At 70.4% G+C, this 24,683-nt stretch carries 23 protein-coding genes and 1 pseudogene; 10 read left to right on the top strand and 14 right to left on the bottom strand.

Going from position 1 to position 24,683, the window contains the following annotated elements; translation table 11 throughout:
* Window positions 1–84 precede the first annotated feature (84 nt).
* Genes cls through QQA02_RS05905 form a run of 4 tightly spaced genes read right to left on the bottom strand, consistent with a single transcriptional unit; the run spans window position 85 to window position 4,079 of the window.
* On the bottom strand, window positions 85–1,581 hold the full coding sequence (gene cls, locus QQA02_RS05920; RefSeq protein ID WP_284774457.1) for a cardiolipin synthase: 1,497 nt from the start codon (window positions 1,579–1,581) through the stop codon (window positions 85–87).
* 24 nt (window positions 1,582–1,605) lie between these two features.
* Window positions 1,606–2,430 carry an exodeoxyribonuclease III gene (locus QQA02_RS05915; RefSeq protein ID WP_284863598.1) on the bottom strand — a complete coding sequence of 275 codons (825 nt, stop codon included), beginning with the start codon at window positions 2,428–2,430 and terminating at the stop codon, window positions 1,606–1,608.
* 10 nt (window positions 2,431–2,440) lie between these two features.
* Window positions 2,441–3,475 carry an N-acetylglutamate synthase, CG3035 family gene (locus QQA02_RS05910; RefSeq protein WP_284863596.1) on the bottom strand — a complete coding sequence of 345 codons (1,035 nt, stop codon included), beginning with the start codon at window positions 3,473–3,475 and terminating at the stop codon, window positions 2,441–2,443.
* Between the two features lie 10 nt (window positions 3,476–3,485).
* Window positions 3,486–4,079 carry a peptide deformylase gene (locus QQA02_RS05905; protein ID WP_284863594.1) on the bottom strand — a complete coding sequence of 198 codons (594 nt, stop codon included), beginning with the start codon at window positions 4,077–4,079 and terminating at the stop codon, window positions 3,486–3,488.
* 16 nt (window positions 4,080–4,095) lie between these two features.
* On the opposite strand from QQA02_RS05905, the gene QQA02_RS05900 reads away from it, so the two are divergent.
* The 3 genes from QQA02_RS05900 (at window position 4,096) to QQA02_RS05890 (ending at window position 6,718) form a co-directional block, all read left to right on the top strand.
* Complete coding sequence (locus tag QQA02_RS05900; protein ID WP_304325075.1) at window positions 4,096–4,311, top strand: DUF3263 domain-containing protein; 216 nt, start codon at window positions 4,096–4,098, stop codon at window positions 4,309–4,311.
* Between the two features lie 126 nt (window positions 4,312–4,437).
* Window positions 4,438–5,331 (top strand): LytR C-terminal domain-containing protein, encoded by an 894-nt coding sequence (locus tag QQA02_RS05895; RefSeq protein ID WP_284863591.1) that lies wholly within the window; start codon window positions 4,438–4,440, stop codon window positions 5,329–5,331.
* Window positions 5,332–5,521: 190 nt separating this feature from the next.
* Window positions 5,522–6,718: a glutamate--cysteine ligase gene (locus QQA02_RS05890; protein ID WP_284863589.1), complete on the top strand. Its 1,197-nt coding sequence runs from the start codon at window positions 5,522–5,524 to the stop codon at window positions 6,716–6,718.
* Between the two features lie 137 nt (window positions 6,719–6,855).
* On the opposite strand, the pseudogene mnhG reads toward QQA02_RS05890, so the two are convergent.
* The 8 genes and pseudogenes from mnhG to QQA02_RS05850 all read right to left on the bottom strand — a co-directional run.
* A pseudogene (mnhG, locus tag QQA02_RS05885) lies at window positions 6,856–7,233 on the bottom strand (monovalent cation/H(+) antiporter subunit G); the annotation flags it as partial.
* A complete protein-coding gene (locus QQA02_RS05880; protein WP_075664569.1) occupies window positions 7,233–7,508 on the bottom strand; it encodes a monovalent cation/H+ antiporter complex subunit F in 276 nt (91 codons plus the stop codon). The pseudogene mnhG and the gene QQA02_RS05880, both read right to left, overlap by 1 nt.
* Before the next feature lie 2 nt (window positions 7,509–7,510).
* On the bottom strand, window positions 7,511–8,020 hold the full coding sequence (locus QQA02_RS05875; protein ID WP_284774586.1) for a Na+/H+ antiporter subunit E: 510 nt from the start codon (window positions 8,018–8,020) through the stop codon (window positions 7,511–7,513).
* Window positions 8,020–9,891, bottom strand: coding sequence for a Na+/H+ antiporter subunit D (locus QQA02_RS05870; RefSeq protein ID WP_284863587.1), 1,872 nt, complete (start codon window positions 9,889–9,891; stop codon window positions 8,020–8,022). The genes QQA02_RS05875 and QQA02_RS05870 overlap by 1 nt, the downstream gene beginning before the upstream one ends.
* Window positions 9,884–10,375, bottom strand: a complete 492-nt coding sequence (locus QQA02_RS05865; RefSeq protein WP_284863585.1) for a Na(+)/H(+) antiporter subunit C — start codon at window positions 10,373–10,375, stop codon at window positions 9,884–9,886. Before QQA02_RS05865 ends, QQA02_RS05870 begins: the two co-directional genes overlap by 8 nt.
* 1 nt (window position 10,376) lies before the next feature.
* A complete protein-coding gene (locus QQA02_RS05860) occupies window positions 10,377–13,583 on the bottom strand; it encodes a Na+/H+ antiporter subunit A (RefSeq protein WP_284863584.1) in 3,207 nt (1,068 codons plus the stop codon).
* Between the two features lie 270 nt (window positions 13,584–13,853).
* A complete protein-coding gene (locus QQA02_RS05855; protein ID WP_284863582.1) occupies window positions 13,854–14,414 on the bottom strand; it encodes an acetyl-CoA acetyltransferase in 561 nt (186 codons plus the stop codon).
* 227 nt (window positions 14,415–14,641) lie between these two features.
* A complete protein-coding gene (locus QQA02_RS05850) occupies window positions 14,642–16,006 on the bottom strand; it encodes a dipeptidase (protein WP_284863580.1) in 1,365 nt (454 codons plus the stop codon).
* Window positions 16,007–16,262: 256 nt separating this feature from the next.
* Here QQA02_RS05850 and groL point away from each other — a divergent pair, with 256 nt between their 5' ends.
* The 4 genes from groL to ppk2 all read left to right on the top strand — a co-directional run bounded on the left by groL (window position 16,263) and on the right by ppk2 (window position 20,090).
* Entirely contained in the window at window positions 16,263–17,912 is a 1,650-nt protein-coding gene (gene groL / locus QQA02_RS05845; protein ID WP_284863579.1) for a chaperonin GroEL, read from the top strand.
* Window positions 17,913–18,371: 459 nt separating this feature from the next.
* The gene (locus QQA02_RS05840; protein WP_284774484.1) at window positions 18,372–18,560 is read left to right on the top strand and encodes a hypothetical protein; all 189 of its coding nucleotides are present in this window, start codon (window positions 18,372–18,374) and stop codon (window positions 18,558–18,560) included.
* A gap of 87 nt (window positions 18,561–18,647) precedes the next feature.
* The gene (locus QQA02_RS05835; protein ID WP_284774485.1) at window positions 18,648–18,857 is read left to right on the top strand and encodes a hypothetical protein; all 210 of its coding nucleotides are present in this window, start codon (window positions 18,648–18,650) and stop codon (window positions 18,855–18,857) included.
* A 333-nt stretch (window positions 18,858–19,190) separates the two neighbouring features.
* A complete protein-coding gene (ppk2, locus tag QQA02_RS05830; protein WP_284774487.1) occupies window positions 19,191–20,090 on the top strand; it encodes a polyphosphate kinase 2 in 900 nt (299 codons plus the stop codon).
* A 128-nt stretch (window positions 20,091–20,218) separates the two neighbouring features.
* On the opposite strand, the gene QQA02_RS05825 is transcribed toward ppk2, so the two are convergent.
* The gene (locus QQA02_RS05825; RefSeq protein WP_284863576.1) at window positions 20,219–20,698 is read right to left on the bottom strand and encodes a MarR family winged helix-turn-helix transcriptional regulator; all 480 of its coding nucleotides are present in this window, start codon (window positions 20,696–20,698) and stop codon (window positions 20,219–20,221) included.
* A 118-nt stretch (window positions 20,699–20,816) separates the two neighbouring features.
* Window positions 20,817–21,293 (bottom strand): inorganic diphosphatase, encoded by a 477-nt coding sequence (locus tag QQA02_RS05820; protein WP_075664559.1) that lies wholly within the window; start codon window positions 21,291–21,293, stop codon window positions 20,817–20,819.
* A gap of 166 nt (window positions 21,294–21,459) precedes the next feature.
* On the opposite strand from QQA02_RS05820, the gene dacB reads away from it, so the two are divergent.
* From dacB to hpt, 3 genes are all read left to right on the top strand, one after another.
* Window positions 21,460–22,764, top strand: a complete 1,305-nt coding sequence (gene dacB, locus QQA02_RS05815; protein ID WP_284863574.1) for a D-alanyl-D-alanine carboxypeptidase/D-alanyl-D-alanine endopeptidase — start codon at window positions 21,460–21,462, stop codon at window positions 22,762–22,764.
* A gap of 4 nt (window positions 22,765–22,768) precedes the next feature.
* Window positions 22,769–23,803, top strand: coding sequence for a tRNA lysidine(34) synthetase TilS (gene tilS, locus QQA02_RS05810; protein ID WP_284863573.1), 1,035 nt, complete (start codon window positions 22,769–22,771; stop codon window positions 23,801–23,803).
* A 170-nt stretch (window positions 23,804–23,973) separates the two neighbouring features.
* Complete coding sequence (hpt, locus tag QQA02_RS05805; RefSeq protein WP_284863572.1) at window positions 23,974–24,558, top strand: hypoxanthine phosphoribosyltransferase; 585 nt, start codon at window positions 23,974–23,976, stop codon at window positions 24,556–24,558.
* Window positions 24,559–24,683 lie beyond the last annotated feature (125 nt).

Here is a 24,683-nt window from a genome sequence, read left to right as displayed (position 1 = left end):
AATCTATCACCGACGTGCACGGTCCCAGGAAAAATTTTGGGAGGGGCCGGGAGGCCCCGCGGCGGCGGCCCGCGCAGCCCCGCCCTACTGGAGCGCCGAGGTCAGGCGCATGACGTTGTCGACGTAGCGGCGCATGACGCCGCGGTGGCGCCATTCGGCCAGGGTCAGCTCCTTGGAGGTGCGCCGGTAGGCCTCGGCGAGGTCGTGGAGCTTGAGCAGCAGGTCGCCGCGGGCCACCAGCAGCGAGACCTCGTAGTTCAGACCCAGGCTGCGCATGTCCAGGTTGGCGGAGCCGACCACGGCGACCGTCTCGTCGCCGCCCTCGCCCGGGTCGGCGAGCACGAACTTGGTGTGCAGGATGTAGGGCGCGGGGAACTGGTGGATGCGCACCCCGGCCTCGAGCAGGGCCTGGTAGTAGCTGGACTGGGCGTGGTGGACCATGAACTGGTCCGCCTTCTCCGAGACCATCAGCTCCACGTCCACCCCGCGGTGGCAGGCGGTGATCACGGCCTCGAGCAGCGACTCGTCCGGCACGAAGTACGGCGAGCAGATGATCAGCTTCTCCTTGGCGTGGTAGACCACGGAGTTGAACATGCGCAGCGCCGGCTCGGTGGTGTAGCCCGGTCCGGAGGGCACCAGCTGGACGACGTTCGCGCTCGAGTCGCGCGGCGGCGCGCCGGCCGGCTGCTCGCGGCCGTGCAGGGGGATCTCCTCGCCGGACTCGCTGTACCAGTCGGTGGCGAAGACCATCTCCATCGAGTCCACGATCGGCCCGGCGAGCTCCAGCATCACGTCCACCCAGCGCCTGCCGGCCTTGACGTTGCCGCGCACCAGGTAACTGCGGTCGATCATGTTCTGCGAGCCGAGGAAGGCGACCTCGCCGTCGACGATGACGATCTTGCGGTGGTTGCGCAGGTCCGGTCGGCGGAAGCGCAGCTGCCAGGGCTGCAGCGGCAGCGTCAGGTGCCAGTCCACGCCGAGTTTGTCCAGGCGCCGGCCCAGCTTCAGGTAGCCGGGGTACTTCAACGAGCCCAGCTGGTCGAAGAGCAGGCGCACGCGCACCCCGCGGTCGGCGGCCCGGCCCAGCGCCTCGAAGAAGACGTCGGTGGTCTTGTCCCAGGCCATGATGTAGATCTGCACGTGGACGTAGTCGCGGGCGCGGTCGATGGCGGCGGCCATCGCGGCGATGGACTCCTCGTAGTCGGTGTGCAGCGCGCGGTCCTCGCCGACGACGGCCGGCAGGTTGGTCAGCTTCCGGTTGAGCCGGATCATCGCGTCGAGGTCGTCGGAGAGGTCCATGCCCTCCGGGTGGTCCGGGGTGTCGGCCTGGATGTCCTCGATCATCGCGTTGGCCTCCTGCTGGATGCGGTGGCGGCGGCGGTTGATGTAGGGCGAGCCGAAGAGCAAAAAGAGCGGCAGGCCGACGAACGGCAGCAGCAGAATGGCCAGCAGCCAGGCGGTCGAGGAGCTCGGCCGGCGGCCCTCGGGCACGTAGCCGATGGCGATGATCTTGATGGCGTAGTCGATGATCAACCCGACGAGCTGCCAGGTGTCCAGGTCGACGCTGAAGGAGAGGCCCATGCGCGAGTGTCCGAGGCCCCGGTGTCAGCGCACCGCGTCGAAGTCGGCGACGCCGTAGTCGACCACCACCGGGGCGTGGTCGGAGGCACCCTTGCCGGAGCGCTCGTCGACGTCGATGAAGGCGCCGGTGATCCGGCGGGCCAGCGGGGCGCTGGCCAGCTGGAAGTCGATGCGCATGCCCTCGTTGCGCGGGAAGCGCCCGGCCGTGTAGTCCCAGTAGGTGTACGGGGTCTCCCCGGTGCGCGCGCGGGTGACCTCCTCGAGGCCGGCCTCGCACAGGCCCTCGAAGGCGGCGCGCTCCGGCTCGGTGACGTGCGTGCGGCCCTCGAAGAAGGCGCGGTCCCACACGTCGTGGTCCTGCGGCGCGATGTTGAAGTCACCCATCAGCGCCAGGCGCGCCTCCGGGTGGGACTCCAGGCGCTGCTTGACGCGGTCTCGCAGCCGCCACAGCCAGCGCACCTTGTACTGGTAGTGCGGGTCGGCGATGGCGCGCCCGTTGGGCACGTACAGGCTCCAGACGCGCACGCCGCCGCAGGTGGCGCCCACCGCGCGCGCCTCGACGCGCTCCTCGTCGACGCCGCCGGTCTTGGTGAAGCCGGGCTGGCCGTCGAAGTGGTCGGCGACGTCCTCGAGCCCGACCCGGGAGAGGATCGCCACGCCGTTCCACTGGTTGTAGCCGACGTGGGCGACCTCGTAGCCGAGGTCCTCGAAGCGTGAGGCCGGGAAGTTCTCGTCGGTGCACTTGGTCTCCTGGACCGCGAGGACGTCGACGTCGTGGCGGGTCAGGAACTCCGCCATACGGTCGGCGCGGGTGCGCGCCGAGTTGACGTTCCAGGTGGCGATGCGCATGGCCACCACCCTATCCCGAGCTCGGCAGGTGGTGCGCGTAGCGGTGGCGGTGGTGCTCGGCGAAGCCGGCGGAGCGGTAGAGGCGGATGCCGGCGGTGTTGGTGTGCACCACCTGCAAAAACGCCTGCCCGGCGCCGGCGGCGGTACCCCAGGCGAGCATCCCGGCGGTGATCGCCTTGCCCAGTCCGTGGCGCTGGAAGTCCGGGGAGACCTCTACGGCAGACAGACCCAGCCAGGACCGGCCGGCGTCGTCGGCGGTGACGGTGCCGCGGGTGATCGCCGCGGTGCGCCCGTCGGCGGCGCGGATGCGCCCGAAGCTCATGGTGCCGTCGATGTCGCCGCGCAACAGCTCGAGTGCGTGCCGGGGCAGGGCCTGGCCCCGGAAGTGGTAGAGCGAGTACCACTCCTCGTCCGGGGCGTCGTCGACCTCGAACGTGAACCCGTCCGGCAACGTCGCGGCAGGCGCGGCGTCGTCAAGCGGGCGCGTCATCACCAGGATCTCCGGGCCCCACTCCCACTCCGGCCCGGCGGCGAGGCGCTCGGCCGGGCGGGTGATGCGCTCGGGCACCTGGATGATCGCGGGCATGGAGTGGCGGGCGTAGAAGGCGAGGATCTCGTCGAGCGGCACCGCGCCGAAGCCGGCCTGCGGGCCCAAGGGGGCGGCGGAGTTGGAGCGCTCGGTCACGCTATCGCCGGCGCGCAGCAGCCACTGCCCGTCGGAGCTGGTGGAGTGCTCGATGCCGGGGAAAGCGCGCGCGGTGGCGACCTCGACGGCGCGGATGTCGCCGTTGCGCACGGTGCGCTCGGGAAGCAGGCGCACGGTGACCAGCTGGGCGGGGTCGATGACCACGGCCTCGGCGTTCGACGGCAGGCCGCCGACCTCCTGCGGGCGCACCGTCAGCGGCTCGAGGGCGACGATGTGGCCGATGACGTCGGTGACCTGGCGGGTGCCCGGCACGCGGCGGCGCACGGTGACCCGGTCGCCGAGGCCGGGGGTCTCGGTGCGGAAGACGCGGCGGATCCCGGAGCGCGGACGCGGACTCATGTCTGGGGGATCAGGCCTCGGGCTCGTCGTCGTGGCCGAAGGGGTCGCGGTCCACGCCCGGCATCCAGGTGTTGCCCGCGTGGTCCCAGCCGTGGGCCTTGACGGCCTTCTTCGCCGCTCGCTTGTTGCGCCCGACCAGCACGTCCAGGTAGACGAAGCCGTCGAGGTGGCCGACCTCGTGCTGGAAGCAGCGCGCGAGGAAGCCCTCGCCCTCGGCGGTGACCTCGTTGCCGTCGAGGTCGAAGCCGGTGACCTTGGCCCAGTGGGCGCGGCCGGTGGGGAAGCCCTCGCCGGGCACGGACAGACAGCCCTCGTCGTCGGAGCCGTCGACAGCCGGCATGGTCTGCGGGATCTCGGAGGTCTCCAGGGTGGGGTTGAGGAAGTAGCCCTCGTGCCAGTGGCCCTCGTCGTCGGGGCACTTGTAGACGAAGATGCGCAGGTCGAGGCCGATCTGGTTGGCGGCCAGGCCGACGCCGTGGGCCACCTTCATGGTCTCGAACATGTCGTCGATGAGCTCGCGGTACTGCGAGAACGGCTCCTCGGCGGGGCGCGTGGGGTTGTGCAGGACGGGGTCGCCGTAGATGACGATGGGCCGGACAGTCATGGCATACAGTTTAGGCATGTCCACCCCGGCCACCGATGCGGACCTCCTCGAGTTCGCCGAACACGCCCCGCGCTCGCCGGGCGCGCGCGACGAGGCGATCCGGGAGCGGCTGGGGATCTCGCCGGTGCGCTACTACCAGCGGTTGAACAGACTGATTGACGATGCCGACGCGCGCGCGGCGCACCCGTTGCTGATCGCGCGCCTCGAGCGGCTGCGCGACCGGGGGTTGTGAGCGGGGTGCTGCGGGGCGCGCGCCGGGGTGGCGGGGCCCGTGGTCCCGGGGCGCGGGGGATCTTCTGTGCGGCCGCTCCGGCATGGCGGCGGACGGCTGGTGAGCAAATGTATTAGTGTTACGCGTGTGACTAATGTGAATGGCAACGGTGGACGCCGCGGCGGCAACGGCGGCTACGACGGCGGCTACGACGACGTGTACGAGGACGCTTACGAGGGGCAGCCCGAGGCGGCGGCCGGCGCGCACGAGGCGCCCGAGCGCGGCGAGGGCGGCGAGGGCGGCGAGGGCGGTAAAGCCCGCGCCGCGGGTGCTGGTGCGGCCGGTGCCGGCGCGGGTGCCGGTTCCGGTGCGGCGGCCGGCTCCGGGCTGCCGCTGCGCGGCCTGGCGATGGTGCTCATCGCCGTCGCCGTGCTGCTCGGGCTCTGGGGCGTCTACGCCCTGACCTCCGGCGGGGACGACGAGGGCTCCGACTCCGCCGCCATGAGCGGCTCGGCCGAGCCGGGCGCCGAGCAGGGCCAGAACGGCCAGAACGGTGCGAACAGCCAGGGCCAGAACGGCGCCGACGGCAAGGACGGCAAGGACGGCGCCGACGGCAAGGACGCCGCCGAGCGCGCCGGGCAGGACGCCAAGGACAAGGAGCACAAGGACGGTGAGGCTGACGGCCCGGCCGCCGAGGACCAGAGCGGCGCGAACGGTGCGGCCGGCCGCGGCGACGCCGCCCCGGCCAAGGTCAACGTGCTGAACAACTCCACCGTGCCGGACCTGGCCGCCCGCCTCTCCGACGAGCTCAAGGGCCAGGGCACCGAGGTCGGCTCCGTGGGCAACCTGCCCGGCGAGGTCCTCCAGGTCCCGGAGAACACCGTGTTCTTCCAGCCCGGCAACGCCGACGCCGAGAAGCGCGCCCGCGAGCTGGCCGACCGCGTCGGCGGCGTGGCCCGCGAGTACGACCAGGCGCTGCCCGACGACACCGCCGGCGCCAACGACCTGACGCTGGTGCTCGCCACCGACGTCGCGCTGTAGCGCCGCGGCGTCGGTGTGCCCGGCGTCGGTCTGCCCGACGCCCGTCCATTCATGGGCCTTTTCATTCACCGCGGCCCGGGTCGGGCCCGCCGGATTCCTTCCGCGCCTGCCCGCCCGGTAATCTCCAGGTGACGGCGTGAAAACGCCCGAAGACCACACCCGCAACCCCGAAAGGCCGGGCCCAGAAGCGATGACACCTCCGGCACAGCCCCGCGGCTGGGAGCACCCCGGCACCCGCTCCGAGGTCACCCCGCTCCCGTTCAAGCGCAGCCCCCGCCACACCATCGGTGTCGAGTGGGAGGTCGCCCTGATCGACCCGGAGACCCGCGACCTGGCCCCGCGCGCCGCGGAGGTCATCGCGGACGTCAAGGCCAACCACCCGGAGATCCACCTCGAGCGCGAGTTCCTGCAGAACACCGTCGAGCTGGTCACCGGGGTGTGCGATTCTGTGCCGCAGATCGTCGCCGAGCTCGGCCACGACCTGGCCGCCGTGCGCGAGTCCGCCGGCAAGCTGGGCCTGAAGCTGTGGGGCTCCGGCTCGCACCCCTTCTCCGACTTCCGCGAGAACCCGGTCAGCGAGAAGGGCTCCTACAACGAGATCATCGAGCGCACCCGCTACTGGGGCAGCCAGATGCTCATCTGGGGCATCCACGTCCACGTCGGAATCAGCCACGAGGACCGCGTGTGGCCGATCATCAACGCGATGATGACCAAGTTCCCGCACCTGCTGGCCCTTACGGCCTCCTCGCCGGGCTGGGACGGCATCGACACCGGCTACGCCTCCAACCGCACGATGCTCTACCAGCAGCTGCCCACCGCCGGCCTTCCCCACCAGTTCAGCACCTGGGCCGAGTGGGAGGGCTACATGCACGACCAGGACATCTCCGGGGTGATCAACCACACCGGCTCGATGCACTTCGACATCCGCCCCGCGCCGAAGTGGGGCACCATCGAGGTGCGCGTCTCCGACGCCACGAGCAACCTGCGCGAGCTGGCCGCCGTGGTGGCGCTGACCCACTGCCTGGTCGTCCACTACGACCGGATGATTGACCGCGGCGAGGACCTGCCGATCCTGCAGCCCTGGCACGTCGAGGAGAACAAGTGGCGCGCCGCCCGCTACGGGCTCGAGGCGCTGGTGATCACCTCGCAGGCCACCGACGAGCGGTGGGTCTCCGAGGAGCTCTCCGAGCTGGCAGACACGCTCGCCCCGCTGGCCGGGGAGATCGGCTGCGCCGAGGAGCTGGCGCTCATCCCGGAGATCCTCGAGCGCGGCGCCGGGTATGCCCGCCAGCGCCGGCTCTTCGAGAAGCACGGCTCGTGGCTGCCGGCCGTCGACGCGACGATCGCGGAGATGGACGAGCTCACCCCGCCCACCCACGGCGAGTAGCGGCGCGGCCCCGGCGGGCCCGCCCCCGGGGCCGCCGGAACTACATGTCCCTAGACCCGCCCGTCCCGGTCGGGTCGGGCGATCTTGCCGGTCTTGGCCGTCTTGGCGGCCTTGCTGGACTTGGACGCCTTGCCGGACTTGGTGCGCAGGGAACGCTCCGCGGGGGCGTCGTTACGCGACATGTGCTCGGGGTCGCCGTAGAGCCCCTCGCGGCGGGCCACACGGCCCAGGCGCTGGGCGGTGACCGGGTTGGTCATGAAGGTGAACAACAGCAGGAGCACGAGCACGCCCAGGTCGCCGCGCTCGGCGACGGAGAAGTGCTCGGAGCCGAGCACACGGACGATCGCACCGATGACGGTCAGGATCAGGCCCGTGGTCTGCGGCTTGGTGATCGCGTGCACGCGCGACATCGTGTCGCCGAAGCGGTGCAGCCCGATCGCCGCGGAGAGCACCAGGAAGGCGCCGCAGCAGATGAGGAGCAGCGAGATGAGGTCGGTGAAGAACTGCAGGTGCATCAGGAACCGTCCCTCTTGCGGAAGCGGGCGACGGACACCGAGGAGATGAAGCCGAGCAGCGCGACGACGAGCATCGCGTTGGAGACGGTGGTGTCCAGCGTCCAGCAGATGTAGACCGCCAGCGCGCACTGGATCATGGCGACCAGCCCGTCGAGGCCGAGCACGCGGTCCAGGGAGTTCGGGCCGGCGAGGATCTGGTACGTCGTCAGCACGAAGGCCACGCAGAACGCGGCGGCGGCGACGGTGAGCACGCCGTTGTAGATGGTGGGGTCCACGGTCAGCTCCTCTCGAAGATTCTGATCATGTCGCGCTCGAGGCGGCGGATGTTCTCGATCTCGGCGTTGAGGTGCTCCTCGTCGTCGGCGTTGAGCAGGTGGACCGTCCACATGCGGTTGGCGATGTCGATGTCGGAGACCGAGCCGCCCGGCTGCAGGTTGTACGCCGCGGTGGCCAGGGTGAGCACCAGCTCGTTGGCCACGCGCATGGGCACCCGCACCACGGCGGTGCGCGGCGGGGCCTGCGGGCGGATGGCCAGCCAGGCGACCTGGACGGAGGCCTGGGCCAGCTGGCCGAACCAGCGCACCACGAAGCCGAAGGCGGCCGGCCAGTTCATCGAGATGTTGCTGATCGGCAGCTTCGGTAGCGGCAGCAGGACCACCACGAAGGCGGCCACGGCCAGCCCGCCGATGACGTTGGCCCAGGTGAACTCGCCCATCAGGAAGATCCACACCAGGGCCAGCAGGATGATGGCCAGGGGGCGGAAGCGGTTGCGCAGCCCGTGGTAGATCATCGGGTCTCCTCCTTGTCCGCGTCCTCGTCACCGCCGGCGTCGGTGTAGGCGTCGGCGCTGTCGCCGTTGGTGCCGGCGTTGACGTCGGCCGGGCCGCCCTCGGGGCGCTGCACCGGCGAGTGCCCGCGCTCGGCGGAGTCCAGGCAGTCGGAGCCGGCCTTACGGGCGCCGTCGGTGCCGGGCTCGTCGTCGTGGCGGTGGTCTGCACCGGTGTCCTCGCGGGTGGTCGGGTCCAGGTCGCGGCCCGGGTCGTCGGACGAGGTGCCCAGCACAGCCTCACGGTAGACCGCGACGTTGGCCGAGGACTCGGCGGCGCGCTCGGTCACGGAGACCAGCGGGCCGGCGAAAACCGTGATGGCGCACGAGGCGGCCACCAGCAGCGCGGTGGAGGCGACCATGCCGAAGGGCACGCGCCCGACGTCCTCGCGGTCGGCGATCTCGACCTCGTCGGTGACGTCGGCCAGCGGGGAGGGCCGGGCCATAGCCAGGTTGCCCTCCGGGGCGTCCTTGCGGGAGCGCCAGAAGCCCTTGGACCAGACCAGCACCATCACGTAGAGGGTCAGCAGCGAGGTGACCACGGCACCGCCGATGAGCAGCCAGGCCCAGAACCCGCCGACCTCGGCGCCGGCCTGCATGAGCAGCACCTTGCCGATGAACCCGGAGAACGGCGGGATGCCGCCCAGGTTGATCGCCGGGATGAAATAGAGCACCGCGATGACCGGGGTGACGTAGAGCAGCGAGCCCAGCCGGCGCAGCGAGGAGGTGCCGGCCTGGCGCTCGATCAGGCCGACGACCAGGAAGAGCGTGGTCTGCACCAGGATGTGGTGCACGGCGTAGAAGATCGCTCCGTTCAGGCCGTGGGCGGTGCCGAGGGCCACGCCGAAGATCATGTAGCCGATGTGGCTGACCAGGGTGAACGACAAAAGTCGTTTCATGTCGTTCTGTGCCATGGCGCCGAGGATGCCCACGAGCATCGTCGCCAGGGCCACGACCATGAGCATCGTCTGCAGCGAGCCGTCGGAGAAGATGACCGTCTGCACGCGGATGATCGAGTAGACGCCGACCTTGGTCAGCAGACCCGCGAAGACGGCGGTGACCAGCGAGGGGGCGGTGGGGTAGGAGTCCGGCAGCCAGGCGTCCAGCGGGAAGATGGCGGCCTTGATGCCGAAGGCGACCAGCAGCACGCCGAAGATGGCCGCGCGCGTGCCGGACGGCACGTCCTCCATGCGGATGCCGACCTGGGCCATGTTGACCGTGCCCACGGCGGCGTAGACCATGGCCAGACCGAAGAGGAAGACCATCGAGGAGGCCATGGAGACCATCACGTAGCTGACTCCGGCGCGCACACGTGACGCGGAGCCGGACAGCGTCAGCAGGACATACGAGGCGACGAGGAAGACCTCGAAGCCGACGTAGAGGTTGAACAGGTCGCCGGCGAGGAACGAGATGTTCACGCCCATCGACAGCAGCAGGTAGGTCGGCACGAAGACGGCGACGGGGTCGTGCTCGTCGCCGTCGCGGATGCCCTGCGAGATGCCGTACCACATGACCGCGAACAGGACGAGGCCGGAGACTGTGAGCATCACCGTCGAGAGCCGGTCGGCCACCAGCGTGATGCCCACCGGGGCCTGCCAGCCGCCGATCTGCAGGGTCTGCACGCCGAGCGAGTCGACGACGATGACCATGACGGCCGAGAGCGTGATGGTGGCCAGCAGCGCGATGAAGGCGATGGTGCGCTGGATCATCGGATGCCGGGAGAAGACCAGCGCGAGCGCGGCGGCCAGCGCGGGGATCAGGATCGGCAGGGGGATCAGGTAGGCGATCACGGGGCCGACGGTGCCGACGAGCCCGGAGAAGTACTCACTCATTGTCCTCCCCCTTCACCGGCGCCTCGAAGGAGCGGGGGCCGAAGGTGTCGCCCTCGGAGGTGGGGCTGCCGGTCTCCGGGTCGTCGGAGGCGTCGTGGTCGGGGGCCGCGGCGGCGGTGGTGGGCCGCGCGGCGATGGCGGCGTCCTCGACGTCGTCCTCGATGACGTCCGCGGTGCGGTAGCGGTACTGGCGGTAGGCCAGGGTGAGGATGAACGCGGTCATCGCCATGGAGATGACGATGGCGGTCAGGATCATCGCCTGCGCCAGCGGGTCGGCGATCAGCCCCTCGTGGACCTCGCTGTTGCGGCCCTCGATGGGCGGGGCGCCGGCGCCGCCGCCGGCCTGCAGGATGAGCAAGTTGGCGCCGTTGCCGATCAGCAGCAGCCCCAGCATCATCTTCGTCATGGCGCGGTCGAGCACCAGGTAGACCCCGGCGGCGACCATGGTGCCGGCGGCGAGCAGCAGGAAGAGGTTGGCGACCATCTCAGCGCTCCTTTCCGTCGGTGTCGTTGTCGGTGTCGTGCTTGCCGACGCCGCGTGGGGTGCCGTGGGCGAGTGCCTCGCCCTTGCCGGTGGCGTCCGAACCGCCGGCCGCGTCCGCGGCTGCCCCCTCGGCGGCCTCGTCGGCGGCGGTGCGGGCGTGGGCGGTCCAGTCGGGTTTGGGTCTGTCGGCCGCGGCCGTCTCCGCCGCACCGGATCCGCCGGCGGGCACCGGCACCGGTATCGGCGGCGAGGCGGCGATCTTGCGCGGCATCTTCTCGGCGTTGGCGTTCGCCCGGGCGCGCGCACTGGCGCGGCGGCGCTCGGTGGCGCGGGCCACGGAGCGGGCGCGGTCGCGGGCGCGCTGGCGGCGGCGCTCCTCGTCGAGGTCGATGCGCCCGCCCAGCGAGGTCAGGATGTGCATGGACAGGCCGACGACGATGACGTAGACGCCGGCGTCGAAGAGCAGGGCCGAGGGCACGTGCATGTCGCCGATGAGCGGGACGGTCAGGTCCCAGACCTCGGAGGACAGCGGCGGGCGACCGATGAACATCGGCCAGGTGGCGCCGGCCACCGCGGCGATCAGGCCGGTGCCCAGGATGCGCGAGGGGTCGACCGGCAGGGTCGCCTCGAGCTCGGGGCGGCCGCCGGCGAGGTAGCGCAGGCACAGCGCGAGCGCGGCGACCAGGCCGCCGGCGAAGCCGCCGCCGGGGGCGTTGTGGCCGGCGAAGAAGAAGTACAGGGAGACGAGCATCATCGCCGGGAAGGCCAGGCGGGTGACCACGTCGACCATCAGGGAGCGGTTCTGCGCCTTCTCGGTCTCGATGTCCGCGGAGAGCCAGCGGCGGCCCACGGCGCGCAGCGTCGGGCGGTGCGAGGACCGGGAGAAGGAGCGGGTGCCGTAGATCAGGGAGGCCACGCCGACGGCGGCGATGACGATCACGGAGACCTCGCCCATGGTGTCCCAGGCGCGCAGGTCGACGAGCAGCACGTTGACGGTGTTGGCGCCGTGGCCGATCTCCTTGGCCAGGGCGGGCATGAGCTCGGAGATGGGCCGCTCGGAGCGGGCGTTCATGGCGAAGAGCGCCACGATGGTCACCGACAGGCCGGTCGCCGCCGACAGCCAGGCGCGTGCCCGGTTGCCCTTCGGGGTGCCCTTCCACTCGGTGGTGGTGGGCATCTTGCGCAGCACCAGCATGAAGATGACCATCTGGATGGTCTCGACGAGCACCTGGGTCAGCGCCAGGTCCGGCGCGCCGTGCAGGGCGAAGATCATGGCCAGGCCGTAGCCGGTCACGCCGACCATGATCACGCCGGACAGGCGGTTGTGGGTGCGGGTGGCACCGAGCGCGGCGAAGATGATGATCGTTGCGGCCATGGCCTGCCAGGGGCTGGCCCAGACCTCCATGCGCACGTCGTCGCGCTCGCCGAAGATCAGGGCGGTCAGCGGCGTGGCGGCGAGCACGGCGAAGATGACGCCGAGGTTGATCATCAGGGAGCCGCGCTGGGTGGAGGCGGTCAGGCGCAGCGAGAGGGTGCGCAGGAAGCTGATGACGGCGTCGTAGGCGGCGTTGGCGTCACCGAGCGCGGGCTCGTCGAGCTGCAGGCGGTGGACCACGCCGCGCTGCCAGAACATCACCGCACCGCCGGCGATGATGATCGCGGAGAGTCCCAGGGCCGGGGTCAGGCCGTGCCAGAGCGCCAGGTGCGAGGCCTCGGTGCCGGGGAAGCGCGAGCCCAGGTACTGGGCGATCGCGCCGTCGAGCGGGGCGGGCCACAGGCCCAGTCCGATGGTGAAGACGGTGAGCACCACCGGCGAGAGCCACAGCTTGGGCCCGTAGGGGTGCATGTTGGCGATGGCCTCGGAGGTGCCGCCGCCGGAGGGGTGGTGCTCGGGCTTGGTGGCGAAGGCGCCGTAGAGGAAGAACAGGCTGTAGGCCATGGTCAGGATGCTGCCGAGCACCAGGCTGACGATCATCAGCGAGCTGGGCATGCCGACCAGGAGCGGCTCGTCCATGACCTTGTCGAGGGCGGACTCCTTGGCCACGAAGCCGAAGAGCGGCGGGATGCCGGCCATGGAGGCCGCGGCGATGACGGCAAGGGCGAACATGAAGGGCCGCTTGCGGCCGAGTCCGGAGATCTCCTCGACGTCACGGGTGCCGGAGGTGTGGTCGATGGCGCCGACGATCATGAACAACGTCGCCTTGAACAGCGCGTGGCCGAAGGTCAGCGCGAGGCCGGCCAGCTGGGCCTCCCGGGAGCCGATGGAGACCACCGAGATGATGAAGCCGAGCTGGGAGACGGTGCCGTAGGCCAGGATGAGCTTGAGGTCCTTCTGGCGCAGCGCCATCCAGCCGGCCACCAGCATGGTCATCAGGCCCATCGGGATGATGACCAGGTACCAGGCGCCGACGACGTTGAAGTCGGGGGCCAGGCGGGCGACCAGGTAGATGCCGGCCTTGACCATCGCCGCGGAGTGCAGGTAGGCCGACACGGGCGTCGGGGCGGCCATGGCGCCGGGCAGCCAGAAGTGGAAGGGGAAGATCGCGGACTTCGACAGCGCGCCGGCGAGGATGAGGATGACGGAGACGACGATGTAGGGCTGCCCGGCGAGATCCTCGATGCCGGGGATTTCCGAGAGGTTCCACACCCCGGTCGTGGAGCCGAAGAGGATGATGCCGACGAGCATGGCGAGCCCGCCCAGCGTGGTCACCATCAGCGCCTGGCCGGCGGCGCGTCGCGAGGAGGCGCGCTCGCCGTAGTAGCCGACGAGCAGGAAGGAGAGCACGGAGGTGATCTCCCAGAACACGTACATCAGAAGCATCGCGTCGGAGATGACCAGGCCGTACATGGCGGTGGCGAAGAGCACCATCTCGCCGCCGAACTTGGCCAGGCGGCGTGGGGCGGAGTCGAAGTAGCCCCAGCAGTAGAGCAGCACCAGGGCGCCGACGCCGAGGATGATCAGGCTGAACAGGGCGCTGAGCCCGTCCATGCGGAACTCGAGGTTGAGGTGCAGCGGGTCGAGCCAGCGGTAGGTGGCGGTCAGGGCGCCGCCGTCGGCGAAGGTGCCGTCGAGGAAGTGCCGTGCCGTCCAGACGAATCCCGCGGCCGGCACGAGGGCGAGGAGCCCGAAGCCGGCCCGGCCCATGGCCCGGATCAGCGGTGGCGCGGCCGCCGAGGTGACGGCGAGGGCACAGAGCAGGATCAGCACGCGGTGAAACTCCCCTTTTCACTTCGGTCGGGCAGGGCCAGGAAACCGGACCGGTAAGACACCCGAGCCGCGGGTCGGCGGGGGCGCTGCTGAACCCGCAGGCGGATCGCTGCCGCGGCGCGCTGAGGGGACGGGGATCTATGGGACACGGCCAACACGCCAGAGTGTACCTATATATTTCCTGGCCCGTCGCTCCGAGCCGGGGCTGTCACACCCGCTCCGGCGTCGGTCCCGGCCCGTGGCAGCCTCGCCCCGGACCCGTGGCGGAGCTCAGCCGTGGATGCGCTCGGCGGCGCAGGTCAGCGCGTGGACGACGGATGTCTGCGGGTCGGGGCCGAAGCCCATCGCCCAGGCGGTGCGGTTGTTCCAGGAGCCGCGGACGAAGGTGACCGTGGCCTCGAAGAGCGGGTACTGGTGGAAGTCCAGGATCTCGACGGCGCGGCCCGCGTCGGCCAGCAGCTGCGAGCAGGCCGCCGCGGGGCCGGAGGCGTCGATCTCGTGGAACTCCTCGCGCGGGGCGTGGGTCTTGGAGCGACGGGTGGCCGAGATGCCGAAGCGGTAGGTGCAGTTGTCCCTGCGGGTGCTGGTGACGTGGTTGACCGCCAGGCGCGCCTCGGGGGAGTAGATGGTCAGGAACAGCTGCCAGTCCATGCCGGCGGCCTCCTCGCGCAGCCCGCGGGGCAGGCGGCGGGTGCCGTAGCGGCGGAAGAAGGGGTCGTCCCCGTCGTCATGATGGCCGGGTGTGTCCGTGGTCCGCGGCGCGGTGGTGGTGCGACGGGTGGCGGTCCGGGTGCGGGTGGTGTCGGCGGTGGTGACGGAGAAGGTGTTCATCGTTCGGTCCTCGTGAAAGCGCGTAGGTGCAGTTGGTGGACCGACTCTTCGGCGAAGTGGTGCGATGGCTGAACCCCCATGCGCGGGGGTCAGTCCCTATCCCGCGCTGGGGTGCGTAGCCTCGGCTACTCGCTGAAGAAGATCGATGAGGTGAGTCACATCGGTGAGTGTATATCGCACAGCGCTCACCGCGCAAGCGTTTCGGCGGAAATTTCGCCCGGCGTCGCCTACTTGCCGTAACGCAGCAGGAAGAGGGCCTCGGCGACGGCGAGGTTCTCGATCTCGGTCGGGTCGACCGACTCGTTGGGTGCGTGGATGCCGGTGCGCGGCTCCTCGACGCCGAACAGGGCGATCTCCGCGTCCGGGTGGGCGTCCTGGAGCACCTTGGTCAGCGGGATGGACCCACCGGAGCCGATGGCGGAGCACTCGTCAGCGCCGTAGGCCTCGGCGAGGCAGTCGCCGAGCAGGTGCACGGCCGGCCGCGAGGTGTCGCAGTCGAAGCCCTCGTTGACGTCGTCGATGGAGATCTCGACCTTGGCGCCCCACGGGGCGTGGTTGCGCAGGTGCTCGGCGAGCTTCCCGGCGATATCGGCCGGGTCGTCGGAGGCGGCCACGCGCAGGTTCAGCCGGGCGCTGGCCGTGGCGGGCACGGCGTTGACGGCCTGCTCGACCGGGGTGGAGGTCCAGCCGGTCAGGGTCACCGCGGGGCGGGCCCAGACCAGGTCGGAGGGCCGGTCGCCGCCGGTGCCCATGACGTTCACGCCGTCGAGCACGCCGGCGTCGGCGCGGAAGGCCTCCTCGGCGTAGGGCTCGCCCGGCCAGGTCGTCGAGGTGTCCACGCCCTCGATGACGGTGCGTCCCGAGACGTCGCGAAGCGAGTTGAGCATGCGCACCAGGGCGAAGGCGGCGTCCGGGGCCGCGCCGCCGAACATGCCGGAGTGCATGGCGGCCTCGAGGGTGCGCACGGTGACGGTGACCTGGGCGCCGCCGCGCAGCGAGGTCGTCAGCGTCGGGGTGCCCACGGCGGCATTGCCGGTGTCGGCGACGAGGATCGCGTCGGCGTCGGTGAGCTCCGGGCGCTGGGCGACGAGGTCGTCGAGGCCGGCGCCGCCCTGCTCCTCGGAGCCCTCGGCCACGAGGATGAGCCCGAGGTCGGTGCCGCCGGCGGCCTCGACGGCGCGCAGGGCGGCCAGGTGCATGGCGACATTGCCCTTGCAGTCCGCGGAGCCGCGGCCGTACCAGCGGCCGTCGCGCTCGGTCAGGGTGAACGGGTCGGTCTCCCACGCCTCGCGCGCGCCGGCGGCGACGACGTCGTAGTGGCAGTAGAGGAGGACGGTGGGCGCGTCGCCCTTGGCGGCGCGGCGGCCGACGACGGCGAGGGAGCCGTCGGTGGTCTCGAGCTTGTCGACGTCGAGCCCGGCGGCGGTGAAGGCCTCGGCGACCCAGTCCGCCGCGGCGGCGGTCTGGTCGGTCAGCTCCGGGTCCCCGTGTACGGAGTTGAAGGAGACGAGCTCGGAGAGTTCGCGGAAGACGGTCTCGCGGTCGCCGGCGACGGACTCGCGCACGGCCTGGGTCTGGGTGTCGTTGCTCATGGGTCCACTGTAACTACTCGTGGCGTGCGTGAGAGCAGGCGCGGGATCCGTCGGGAAGGCCCCGGAGAGGGCCGTCGCGTGCTTGCACTCGGACGGGTCGACTGCTAGAACGGGATCTAGCACTTCACACCGATGAGTGCCAGACAGTGGGTGAGGTTGGCCAACACTCGACCGACCGTGCCGTCGCGGGCGCCTGCTGGCCGATGAACAGACGTGAGTGTCGTCCCCGACAAATCTTTAAAGGAGTAGCAACCACATGGCAAAGATCATCTCCTTCAACGAGGAAGCGCGCCGCGGCCTGGAGAAGGGCCTGAACACGCTCGCCGACGCCGTGAAGGTCACCCTGGGGCCCAAGGGCCGCAACGTCGTGCTCGAGAAGTCCTGGGGTGCGCCGACCATTACCAACGACGGCGTCTCCATCGCCCGTGAGATCGACCTTGAGGACCCCTACGAGAAGATCGGAGCCGAGCTGGTCAAGGAGGTCGCCAAGAAGACCGACGACGTCGCCGGCGACGGCACCACCACCGCCACCGTGCTTGCCCAGGCGCTCGTGCGCGAGGGCCTGCGCAACGTCGCGGCCGGTTCCTCCCCGATGGGCATCAAGCGCGGCATCGAGGCCGCCGTCGAGGCCGTGACCAAGAAGCTCTTCGAGCAGGCCAAGGAGGTCGAGACCGAGGAGCAGATCGCCGCGACCGCCGGCATCTCCGCCGCCGACCCCGAGATCGGCAAGCAGATCGCCCGTGCCATGTACGCCGTGGGCAACGGCGAGGTCAACAAGGACTCCGTCATCACCGTCGAGGAGTCCAACACCTTCGGTGTGGACCTCGAGGTCACCGAGGGCATGCGCTTCGACAAGGGCTTCATCTCCGGTTACTTCGCCACCGACATGGAGCGTCAGGAGGCCGTGCTCGAGGACCCCTACATCCTCCTGGTCTCCGCGAAGGTCTCCAATGTCAAGGACCTGCTGCCGCTGCTCGAGAAGGTCATGCAGTCCGGCAAGCCGCTGCTGATCATCGCCGAGGACGTCGAGGGCGAGGCCCTGTCCACCCTAGTGGTCAACAAGATCCGCGGCACCTTCAAGTCCGTCGCCGTCAAGGCCCCGGGCTTCGGTGACCGCCGCAAGGCTCAGCTGCAGGACATGGCCATCCTCACCGGCGGCCAGGTCATCTCCGAGGAGGTCGGCCTTTCGCTCGAGACCGCCGACCTGCCGATGCTGGGCACCGCCCGCAAGGTCGTCGTCAACAAGGACGAGACCACCATCGTCCAGGGCGCCGGCTCCCTGGAGCAGATCGAGGGCCGCATCAAGCAGATCCGCGCCGAGATCGAGAACTCCGACTCCGACTACGACCGCGAGAAGCTGCAGGAGCGCCTGGCCAAGCTGGCCGGCGGCGTGGCCGTGCTCAAGGTCGGCGCCGCCACCGAGGTGGAGCTCAAGGAGCGCAAGCACCGCATCGAGGACGCCGTGCGCAACGCCAAGGCCGCGGTCGAGGAGGGCCTGGTCGCCGGTGGCGGCGTCGCCCTGTTGCAGGCCTCCCACGTCCTGGAGGACGACCTGGGCCTGAAGGGCGACGAGGCCACGGGCGTGAAGATCGTCCGCGAGTCCCTGTCCGCCCCGCTGAAGCAGATCGCGCACAACGCGGGCCTGGAGCCCGGCGTGGTCACCGCCAAGGTCGAGTCCCTGCCTGCCGGTGAGGGCCTGAACGCCGCCACGGGCGAGTACATCGACCTGATGGCCGCCGGTGTCTCCGACCCGGTCAAGGTCACCCGTTCCGCGCTGCAGAACGCGGCCTCCATCGCCGCGCTCTTCCTGACCACCGAGGCCGTCGTCGCCGACAAGCCGGAGCCCGCGGGCGCCGGTGCCGACGCCGACGCCGCGGCCGCGATGGGCGGCATGGGCGGCTTCTGATCCGCCCCTAGGCCACGTGGCCGCCGCCGCTGAGCGGTTCTGAACGGGCCGCTGACGGCGAGAGCCGCCCCCGAATGAGGGGGCGGCTCTCTTTCTGTGAGGGGGCTGAAAAGTTTAATTCCAGGTGAATCACATGCCGGTAAAGTGAGGAATATTCCCCACTTATGTGGGCAGGTCCGAGTGTTACAAATTCATTCATAATCCATTTCCCCAGGTCAGAGCCATCTTTCTATTCCATAGGGGAAATAATGTGGCGTGTCGGACTTCCTTACCGGAACCTGGGAGGGGTAGAGCTCACATTTTTTCAGTTGACGTGAGGATCCTGTGTGGCATCATAGAGGGCTGTAAGCACGGCGCCTGCGCGTGTGTAGGGGTAACCTACGGGCATCGCAGCGGCCGAGCTTCGCGTCATGTACATACACGGTCGCAGATTGCGGTCCGCACGACAAGGAGCAGAGCATGGACTTCTCCGTCCTTTCCCAGATCTGGTCGCAGCAGTTCGACGAGCTGGCCACCTTCGCTGAGAACATCAAGGTCTTCTTCCAGGGCGTCCCGGAGTTCTTCTTCAACCTTGGTAAGGCCTTCTCCCCCGAGAATCGCGGCAACACCGACGACTTCTTCGAGGGTCTTCGCCCCGAGGGCGAGTAGTCCCTACCGCCGGGAACTAATCCTCAACCTGAACTAACCGGTGGATGACAGCATCCACTGGCCATCATTCTTCGAGAAAGGGATCTCATGGATCAGATCGAATACGACAAGTCCTACGACACCGACGCCTGGACCAACCTGCAGAACTGGGGCTTCCTGTCCTCCGGTTGGGAGACCGGCAAGGGCGACGACGCTGTGCACCACGACACCGTCATCTCCGCTCTGCTGAACACCTTCGGTGGCGTCTTCGCTGACGTTGCCGAGGCCCTCTCCAAGCTGTTCGGTCTGTACCGCTAAGGTACGCCCGGCATTGAGTCTCTGAGAGACTCCGGAGCCTCGAGCGCCCCGCACCTTCGGGTGACGGGGCGCTTTCGCATGCCGGGGTTCTCTTGGCTTCAGAGGGTCGTTGCAGCTTTCCCCTATGGAAGGCTGCCAACGACCATGCCGACAACCAGGGCCGTCGCTAACTGGGGGCTGGTTGCCGCGATCTCCGGGCGCGCCACGCACGCCTCGGGAATGTGGCCTCCGGGGGTGTGATGCAACGCCTGATAACCCCTGACGGGAGTCGCCGACGTCACCTCTCGGGTTTGCTGTCAGGCAGCACCACCGCATGCGGGTAGAATGATTCACATGGCTGAGCACAGTGACGACGATCTGCCGATCATCGACCTCACGAAGACCGAAGGTTACGTGGTCGATGACTCGGACGAGGACGATCCGGCCCTCATCCGCCCGGACGGCACCCCGGTGCAGACCTGGCGCGAGAACTACCCGTACGACGAGCGCATGTCCCGTGACGAGTACGAGCACGTCAAGCGCGCCCTGCAGATCGAGCTGCTGAAGTGGCAGAACTGGACCAAGGACACCGGCCAGAAGCACATCATCCTCTTCGAGGGGCGCGACGCCGCCGGCAAGGGCGGCACCATCAAGCGCTTCAACGAGCACCTCAACCCCCGAGGCGCCCGCACCGTCGCCCTGGAGAAGCCCAGCCCGCGCGAGTCGACCTCCTGGTACTTCCAGCGCTACATCGAGCACTTCCCCTCGGCCGGCGAGATCGTCTTCTTCGACCGCTCCTGGTACAACCGCTCCGGCGTCGAGCGAGTGATGGGCTTCTGCACCGAGTCCCAGCACGCCGAGTTCCTCCGCGAGGTCCCGATGCTGGAGAACATGATCCTCGGCTCGGGTATTTCGCTGACCAAGTTCTGGTTCTCCGTGACCCAGAAGGAGCAGCGCACCCGCTTCGCCATCCGTCAGGTCGACCCGGTGCGCCAGTGGAAGCTCTCGCCGATGGACCTCGCCAGCCTGGACAAGTGGGACGACTACACCCGGGCCAAGGAGGAGCAGTTTCGCTACACGGACACCGACGAGTCGCCCTGGATCACGATCAAGTCCAACGACAAGAAGCGTGCCCGCATCAACGCGATGCGCTACATCCTCAGCAAGTTCGAGTACTCGGACAAGGACCACGAGCTCGTCGGCGAGCCCGACCCGAAGATCGTGATGCGCGGCCGCGACCAGATCGGCGACTGATCCGGTAGTACCGGACGGCACCGGGCACCCGCGCCGCGGGTGCGACGCGCACCGTCGCTAAGCAGCCGAAAGCCGGGCGCGGACCTCGAGAGGTCCGCGCCCGACTTCTTCTCTGCCTCTGCTGCCGCCTACGCCTGCTGTGCGGGGGTGTCCTCGACGATGATCGCGCGGGCCAGCTTGCGCAGGTGCTTGAGCTGCTTGGAGGTCGACTCGTCGAGCGCAGCGTCCTCGCCCTCGGCGATCAGCTCGGCGAGCCGGCCGTGGGCCTTGCGGCCCTTCTTCGTGGCCGTGACCAGCTGACGGCGCCGGTCCTGCGGGTCGCGGGTGCGGCCGGCCCAGCTCTTCTCCTCGAGCCGGTCGATGATGCGCACCACGTCCGAGGGGTCGATGAGCAGCGTGGCGGCCAGCCGCGACTGGTTCTCGCCGTCGCCGCCGACCTCGACCAGGCAGGCGAGCACCCAGAACTCGCGCAGCGTGGTGTCCTCCGCGGCCAGGCGGGACTCCACCTCGTCGCGGGTGCGGCGTCGCAGGCGTTCGAGCTGGAAGGACGGGGAGCTCAGGAGCTCCGCGGGCGGGGGCAGCGGATCGGCGGCGCGCTTTTCGGACATACCCCGAATCTACCGTGTTTTCGTCGCTGACATGGGAGAACCCGCCGTCGGCGACGAGATTGTGGTCACGTCACCCACGGCGGGTCGGGTCAGAGGCCCCGTTCCGGGCCGGAGTGCCTTACTTCTTGGCGCGCTCCACGGCCTCGGCCAGGATCTTCTCGGCCTCGGCCTTGTCGCCCCAGCCGGAACCCTGGACCTCCTTGTTGGGCTCCAGGTCCTTGTAGTGGACGAAGAAGTGCTCGATCTCGTCCTTGACGTTCTGCGCGACGTCGTCGATGTCCTGGTAGCCCTCGTAGCGGACGTCGTCGATGACGCAGAGCAGCTTGTCGTCGCCGCCGGCCTCGTCGGTCATCTTGAACACGCCGACCGGGCGGGCCTCGACCACGACGCCGGGAAAGACGGGCTCGGGCAGGATCACGAGGGCGTCCAGCGGATCGCCGTCCTCGCCGAGGGTGCCGTCGATGAAGCCGTAGTCGGCCGGGTACGCCATCGGGGTGAACAGGTAGCGGTCCAGGTAGACCTTGCCGCTCTCGTGGTCGACCTCGTACTTGTTGCGCGAACCCTTCGGGATCTCGACGGTGACTTCGACGCTCATGCCAGTTGGTCCTTTCTCGGTTGACTTTCCCGTCATCCTACCCGCCCGCCGCGCCACGTCGGGCGCGCGCCGGGCGGGCCCGGGAAGCCACACCCGGGGCCGCCGCCGGAGCCACGCCCGGGGTCGCGGGCGGTGGCGGACACATGCGGGCGGTACGGTGAACCGCGTGAAGTCACAGAAGGCATGGTGGATCACGGCGGCCGCGGTCACCGCCGTCCTCGTCGGTGGCGTGGCCGCGGCGGGCGTGGCCTACGACCGCTCCTACGGCGACCTCGAGCACGGACCGGCCTTCGAGCTGGCCGATCCGGCAGACCTCATGGAGCCCGTCGACCCGGTCGCCCTCGACCAGGCGGCCCGCGACCGGCTCGCCGCTGGCCTGCAGGGCGTGGCCGACGGCGCCGAGCTCGGCCACTTCGGCGCGATCGTCACCGACGCCGCCAGCGGCGAGACCGTGTGGCAGGTCGATCCGGACACCGCGCTGCGCCCGGCCTCCTCGACGAAGGTGCTCACCGCCGCGGCGGCCGTCGCCGAGCTCGGCGCCGAGGACCGCATCACCACCGCCGTCTACCGCGGCGAGAACCCCGGACAGATCGTGCTGAAGGCCACCGGCGACGTCTGGCTGAACTCTGACTCGCTTGACGAGCTGGCCGCCGCCGTGCGCGCGTCCGGCACCCCGGTCGAGGAGGTCGCCGTGGACGTCAGTGCCTGGTCCGGCGAGCGCATCCTGGCCGGCTGGGACCCCGTCGACGTCGACGCCGGCTTCGTGGCGCCCCTGGACCCGGTGATGATCAACGGCGCGCGCATCGACGCCACCGAGGGCGACGTGCCGCGCAGCCACACCCCGGCCGCCGACGTCGCCGCCGCCCTGGCTGGCCGCCTGGACGCCGATCCCACCGCCGAGCCGACCGCCGCGGAGGTCCCCGAGGGCGCCGAGAAGATCGCCGAGGTCGACTCGCCGACGCTCACCGAGCGCATCGACGCGATGATGCTCGACTCCGACAACGTCATGGCCGAGGCCATCGGCCGCGAGGTCGCGCTAGCCCGCGGCGAGACCGGCGACGCCGCCGGCGCGACCAAGGCGACCCTCGACGTGCTCACCGAGCGCGGCTTCGACACCACAGGCACCGAGATCCACGACAACTCCGGGCTCTCGGTGGACAACCGCATCACCCCGCGGCTTCTCGACCAGGTCCTGCACTACGCCGCCACCGACAGCGAGCTGCGCCCCCTGCTGACGGCCCTGCCCGTCGGCGGCGCCTCCGGCACGCTGGCCGAGCGCTACGGCGACCTGCCCGGGCGCGGCTGGGTGCGCGCCAAGACCGGCACCCTGGATAAGACCTCGGCCCTGGCCGGCGTGGTGACCAGCGAGAACGGCCACCAGTTCACCTTCGCCTTCATCTCCAACGACGCCGACGTGCTCGCCGCCCGCGCGGGCGCGGACCGCCTGGCGTCCCTGTTGCGCGAGGCCTGAGCCCGTGCCCCGCGCCCTCGGCGAGGTGCCCCTGCCGCACGACCCGCCCGCCTTCGGCCGCCTGCGCGTGGCCGTGCGCAGGCATCTGCGCGCCCACCCGATTGACGACGTCGCGCGTGAGACGTCCCGGTCCCGTTCCGGGTCGCGGGCTGAGCCTGCGAAGCCCGCGGCGCCGGCGAAGCCCGCGACGTGCGGCGTTTCGGGCGGCCCCGACTCCACCGCGCTGCTCGCCGCCCTGCTGGCCGAGGGGCTGGCCGTGGAGGCCATCGTCGTCGACCACGGCCTGCAGGCCGGCTCCGCCGAGGTCGCCGAGCGCGCCGCCGCCACCGCCCGCCGCCTGGGCGCGAGCGCCCGCGTGGTACGCGTCGACGCGCGTGCTGGCGCCGGGCCCGGGGGAGCGGGCACCGAGGCCGCCGCCCGCGACGCCCGCTACCGGGCGCTGGCCGAGGCCTCGGCCGGGCGGGTCTGCTTCATCGCCCACACCCGCGAGGACCAGGCCGAGACCTACCTGCTCGGCGCCCTGCGCGGAAACCCCGCCGGCATGCCCGAGTGCGGGCCCGACCCCGCCGACCCGGCCCACGAGCTGCGCCGCCCGCTCCTGGGCGTCGCGCGCGCCGACACCGCCGCCGCCTGCGCGGAGCTCGGCCTGGAACCCTGGACCGACCCGCAGAACAGCGACCCCGCCTTCCGCCGGGTGCGCGTGCGCACCGAGGTCCTGCCGCTGCTCGACGGCCTGGTCGGCGGGACGGCCGCCGGCCCCCTGGCCGTCGCGGCCGCGCGCGTGGCCGCGGACTCCGCCGCTCTCGAGGACTGGGCGCGCGGCATTGACGCCACGGACGTCGCCGCCCTGGCGGCGGTGCCGGCGGCCGTGCGCACACGCGCACTCGCACACCTGGTACGGAACCGGGGAGGGCGGGTCACCGCGGCGTCGTTAAGCGACCTGGCCCGCCTGGTCACCGACTGGCACGGTCAGGGCCCCGTCGACTGCGGCGGCGGGTTGCGCCTGGCACGGCGCGCCGGGCGCATCACGGAGGTCTGAGCCCCGGGGGTGGCACCACCCGGTCATTGTGGCCGCCCGCGCGGGCATGGCAGACTGTGCGGTGCACGGACCCGGGAAGCGCCGGTGCCGGCCCGCCGCAGGCGGGAGACCAGGGCGCGGCGCCCCGGGCCACCCGCACACCGCGAACCCCCAGGCCGAAAGCGAGCGACATGCACGACAAGAAAGACTACGACGTCCCCGAGAACCCCTACGGAGACGACGTCGAGGCCGTCCTCGTCCACGAGGACGAGCTCGCCGCGCGCGTCCAGGAGATGGCCGACGCCGTCTCCGAGCGCTACCGCGACAGCGAGCAGGACCTCCTGCTGGTCGGCGTGCTCAAGGGCGCGGTGTTCTTCATGACCGACTTCGCCCGCGCGCTGAGCATCCCCTGCGAGATGGAGTTCATGGCCGTCAGCTCCTACGGCTCCTCGACCACCTCCTCGGGCGTGGTGCGCATCCTCAAGGACCTCGACCGCGACATCGCCGGGCGCGACGTCCTCATCGTCGAGGACATCATCGACTCCGGCCTGACGCTGTCCTGGCTGATCCGCAACCTGCGCCACCGCAACCCCAACTCCCTGAACGTCATCAGCCTCTTCCGCAAGCCCGAGGCCCAGACCGCCGAGGTCGACCTGCTCGACGTCGGCTTCGACCTGCCCAACGAGTTCGTCGTCGGCTACGGCCTCGACTACGCCGAGCACTACCGCGACCTGCCCTGGCTGGGCACCCTGAGCCGCAGCGTCTACGAGGACTGACGCCACCGCAGACGCGTCCGGTGCGCGAGCGGGTATCGTTGCTCTGTCCGAGGCCGTGGACGCGACAACCGCGGCCTTCCACCCCGTCGCCGGCCCGCGGGCGGACTCCGCACGGCCGCGACCCC

Origin of the sequence: Corynebacterium sp. MSK006 (assembly GCF_030232385.1) — a bacterium.
Lineage (GTDB): Bacteria > Actinomycetota > Actinomycetes > Mycobacteriales > Mycobacteriaceae > Corynebacterium > Corynebacterium frankenforstense_A.
This window is presented reverse-complemented; position numbering and strand designations above follow the sequence as displayed.

What these genes read in the sequence shown, in the direction of transcription:
- cls (WP_284774457.1), bottom strand. Translation starts at nt 1,581, where the DNA reads ATGGGCCTCTCCTTCAGCGTCGACCTGGACACCTGGCAGCTCGTCGGG.
- QQA02_RS05915 (WP_284863598.1), bottom strand. Translation starts at nt 2,430, where the DNA reads ATGCGCATCGCCACCTGGAACGTCAACTCGGCGCGCACCCGCGCCGAC.
- QQA02_RS05910 (WP_284863596.1), bottom strand. Translation starts at nt 3,475, where the DNA reads ATGAGTCCGCGTCCGCGCTCCGGGATCCGCCGCGTCTTCCGCACCGAG.
- QQA02_RS05905 (WP_284863594.1), bottom strand. Translation starts at nt 4,079, where the DNA reads ATGACTGTCCGGCCCATCGTCATCTACGGCGACCCCGTCCTGCACAAC.
- QQA02_RS05900 (WP_304325075.1), top strand. Translation starts at nt 4,096, where the DNA reads ATGTCCACCCCGGCCACCGATGCGGACCTCCTCGAGTTCGCCGAACAC.
- QQA02_RS05890 (WP_284863589.1), top strand. Translation starts at nt 5,522, where the DNA reads ATGACACCTCCGGCACAGCCCCGCGGCTGGGAGCACCCCGGCACCCGC.
- QQA02_RS05870 (WP_284863587.1), bottom strand. Translation starts at nt 9,891, where the DNA reads ATGAGTGAGTACTTCTCCGGGCTCGTCGGCACCGTCGGCCCCGTGATC.
- QQA02_RS05865 (WP_284863585.1), bottom strand. Translation starts at nt 10,375, where the DNA reads ATGGTCGCCAACCTCTTCCTGCTGCTCGCCGCCGGCACCATGGTCGCC.
- QQA02_RS05855 (WP_284863582.1), bottom strand. Translation starts at nt 14,414, where the DNA reads ATGAACACCTTCTCCGTCACCACCGCCGACACCACCCGCACCCGGACC.
- QQA02_RS05850 (WP_284863580.1), bottom strand. Translation starts at nt 16,006, where the DNA reads ATGAGCAACGACACCCAGACCCAGGCCGTGCGCGAGTCCGTCGCCGGC.
- groL (WP_284863579.1), top strand. Translation starts at nt 16,263, where the DNA reads ATGGCAAAGATCATCTCCTTCAACGAGGAAGCGCGCCGCGGCCTGGAG.
- QQA02_RS05840 (WP_284774484.1), top strand. Translation starts at nt 18,372, where the DNA reads ATGGACTTCTCCGTCCTTTCCCAGATCTGGTCGCAGCAGTTCGACGAG.
- QQA02_RS05835 (WP_284774485.1), top strand. Translation starts at nt 18,648, where the DNA reads ATGGATCAGATCGAATACGACAAGTCCTACGACACCGACGCCTGGACC.
- ppk2 (WP_284774487.1), top strand. Translation starts at nt 19,191, where the DNA reads ATGGCTGAGCACAGTGACGACGATCTGCCGATCATCGACCTCACGAAG.
- QQA02_RS05825 (WP_284863576.1), bottom strand. Translation starts at nt 20,698, where the DNA reads ATGTCCGAAAAGCGCGCCGCCGATCCGCTGCCCCCGCCCGCGGAGCTC.
- QQA02_RS05820 (WP_075664559.1), bottom strand. Translation starts at nt 21,293, where the DNA reads ATGAGCGTCGAAGTCACCGTCGAGATCCCGAAGGGTTCGCGCAACAAG.
- hpt (WP_284863572.1), top strand. Translation starts at nt 23,974, where the DNA reads ATGCACGACAAGAAAGACTACGACGTCCCCGAGAACCCCTACGGAGAC.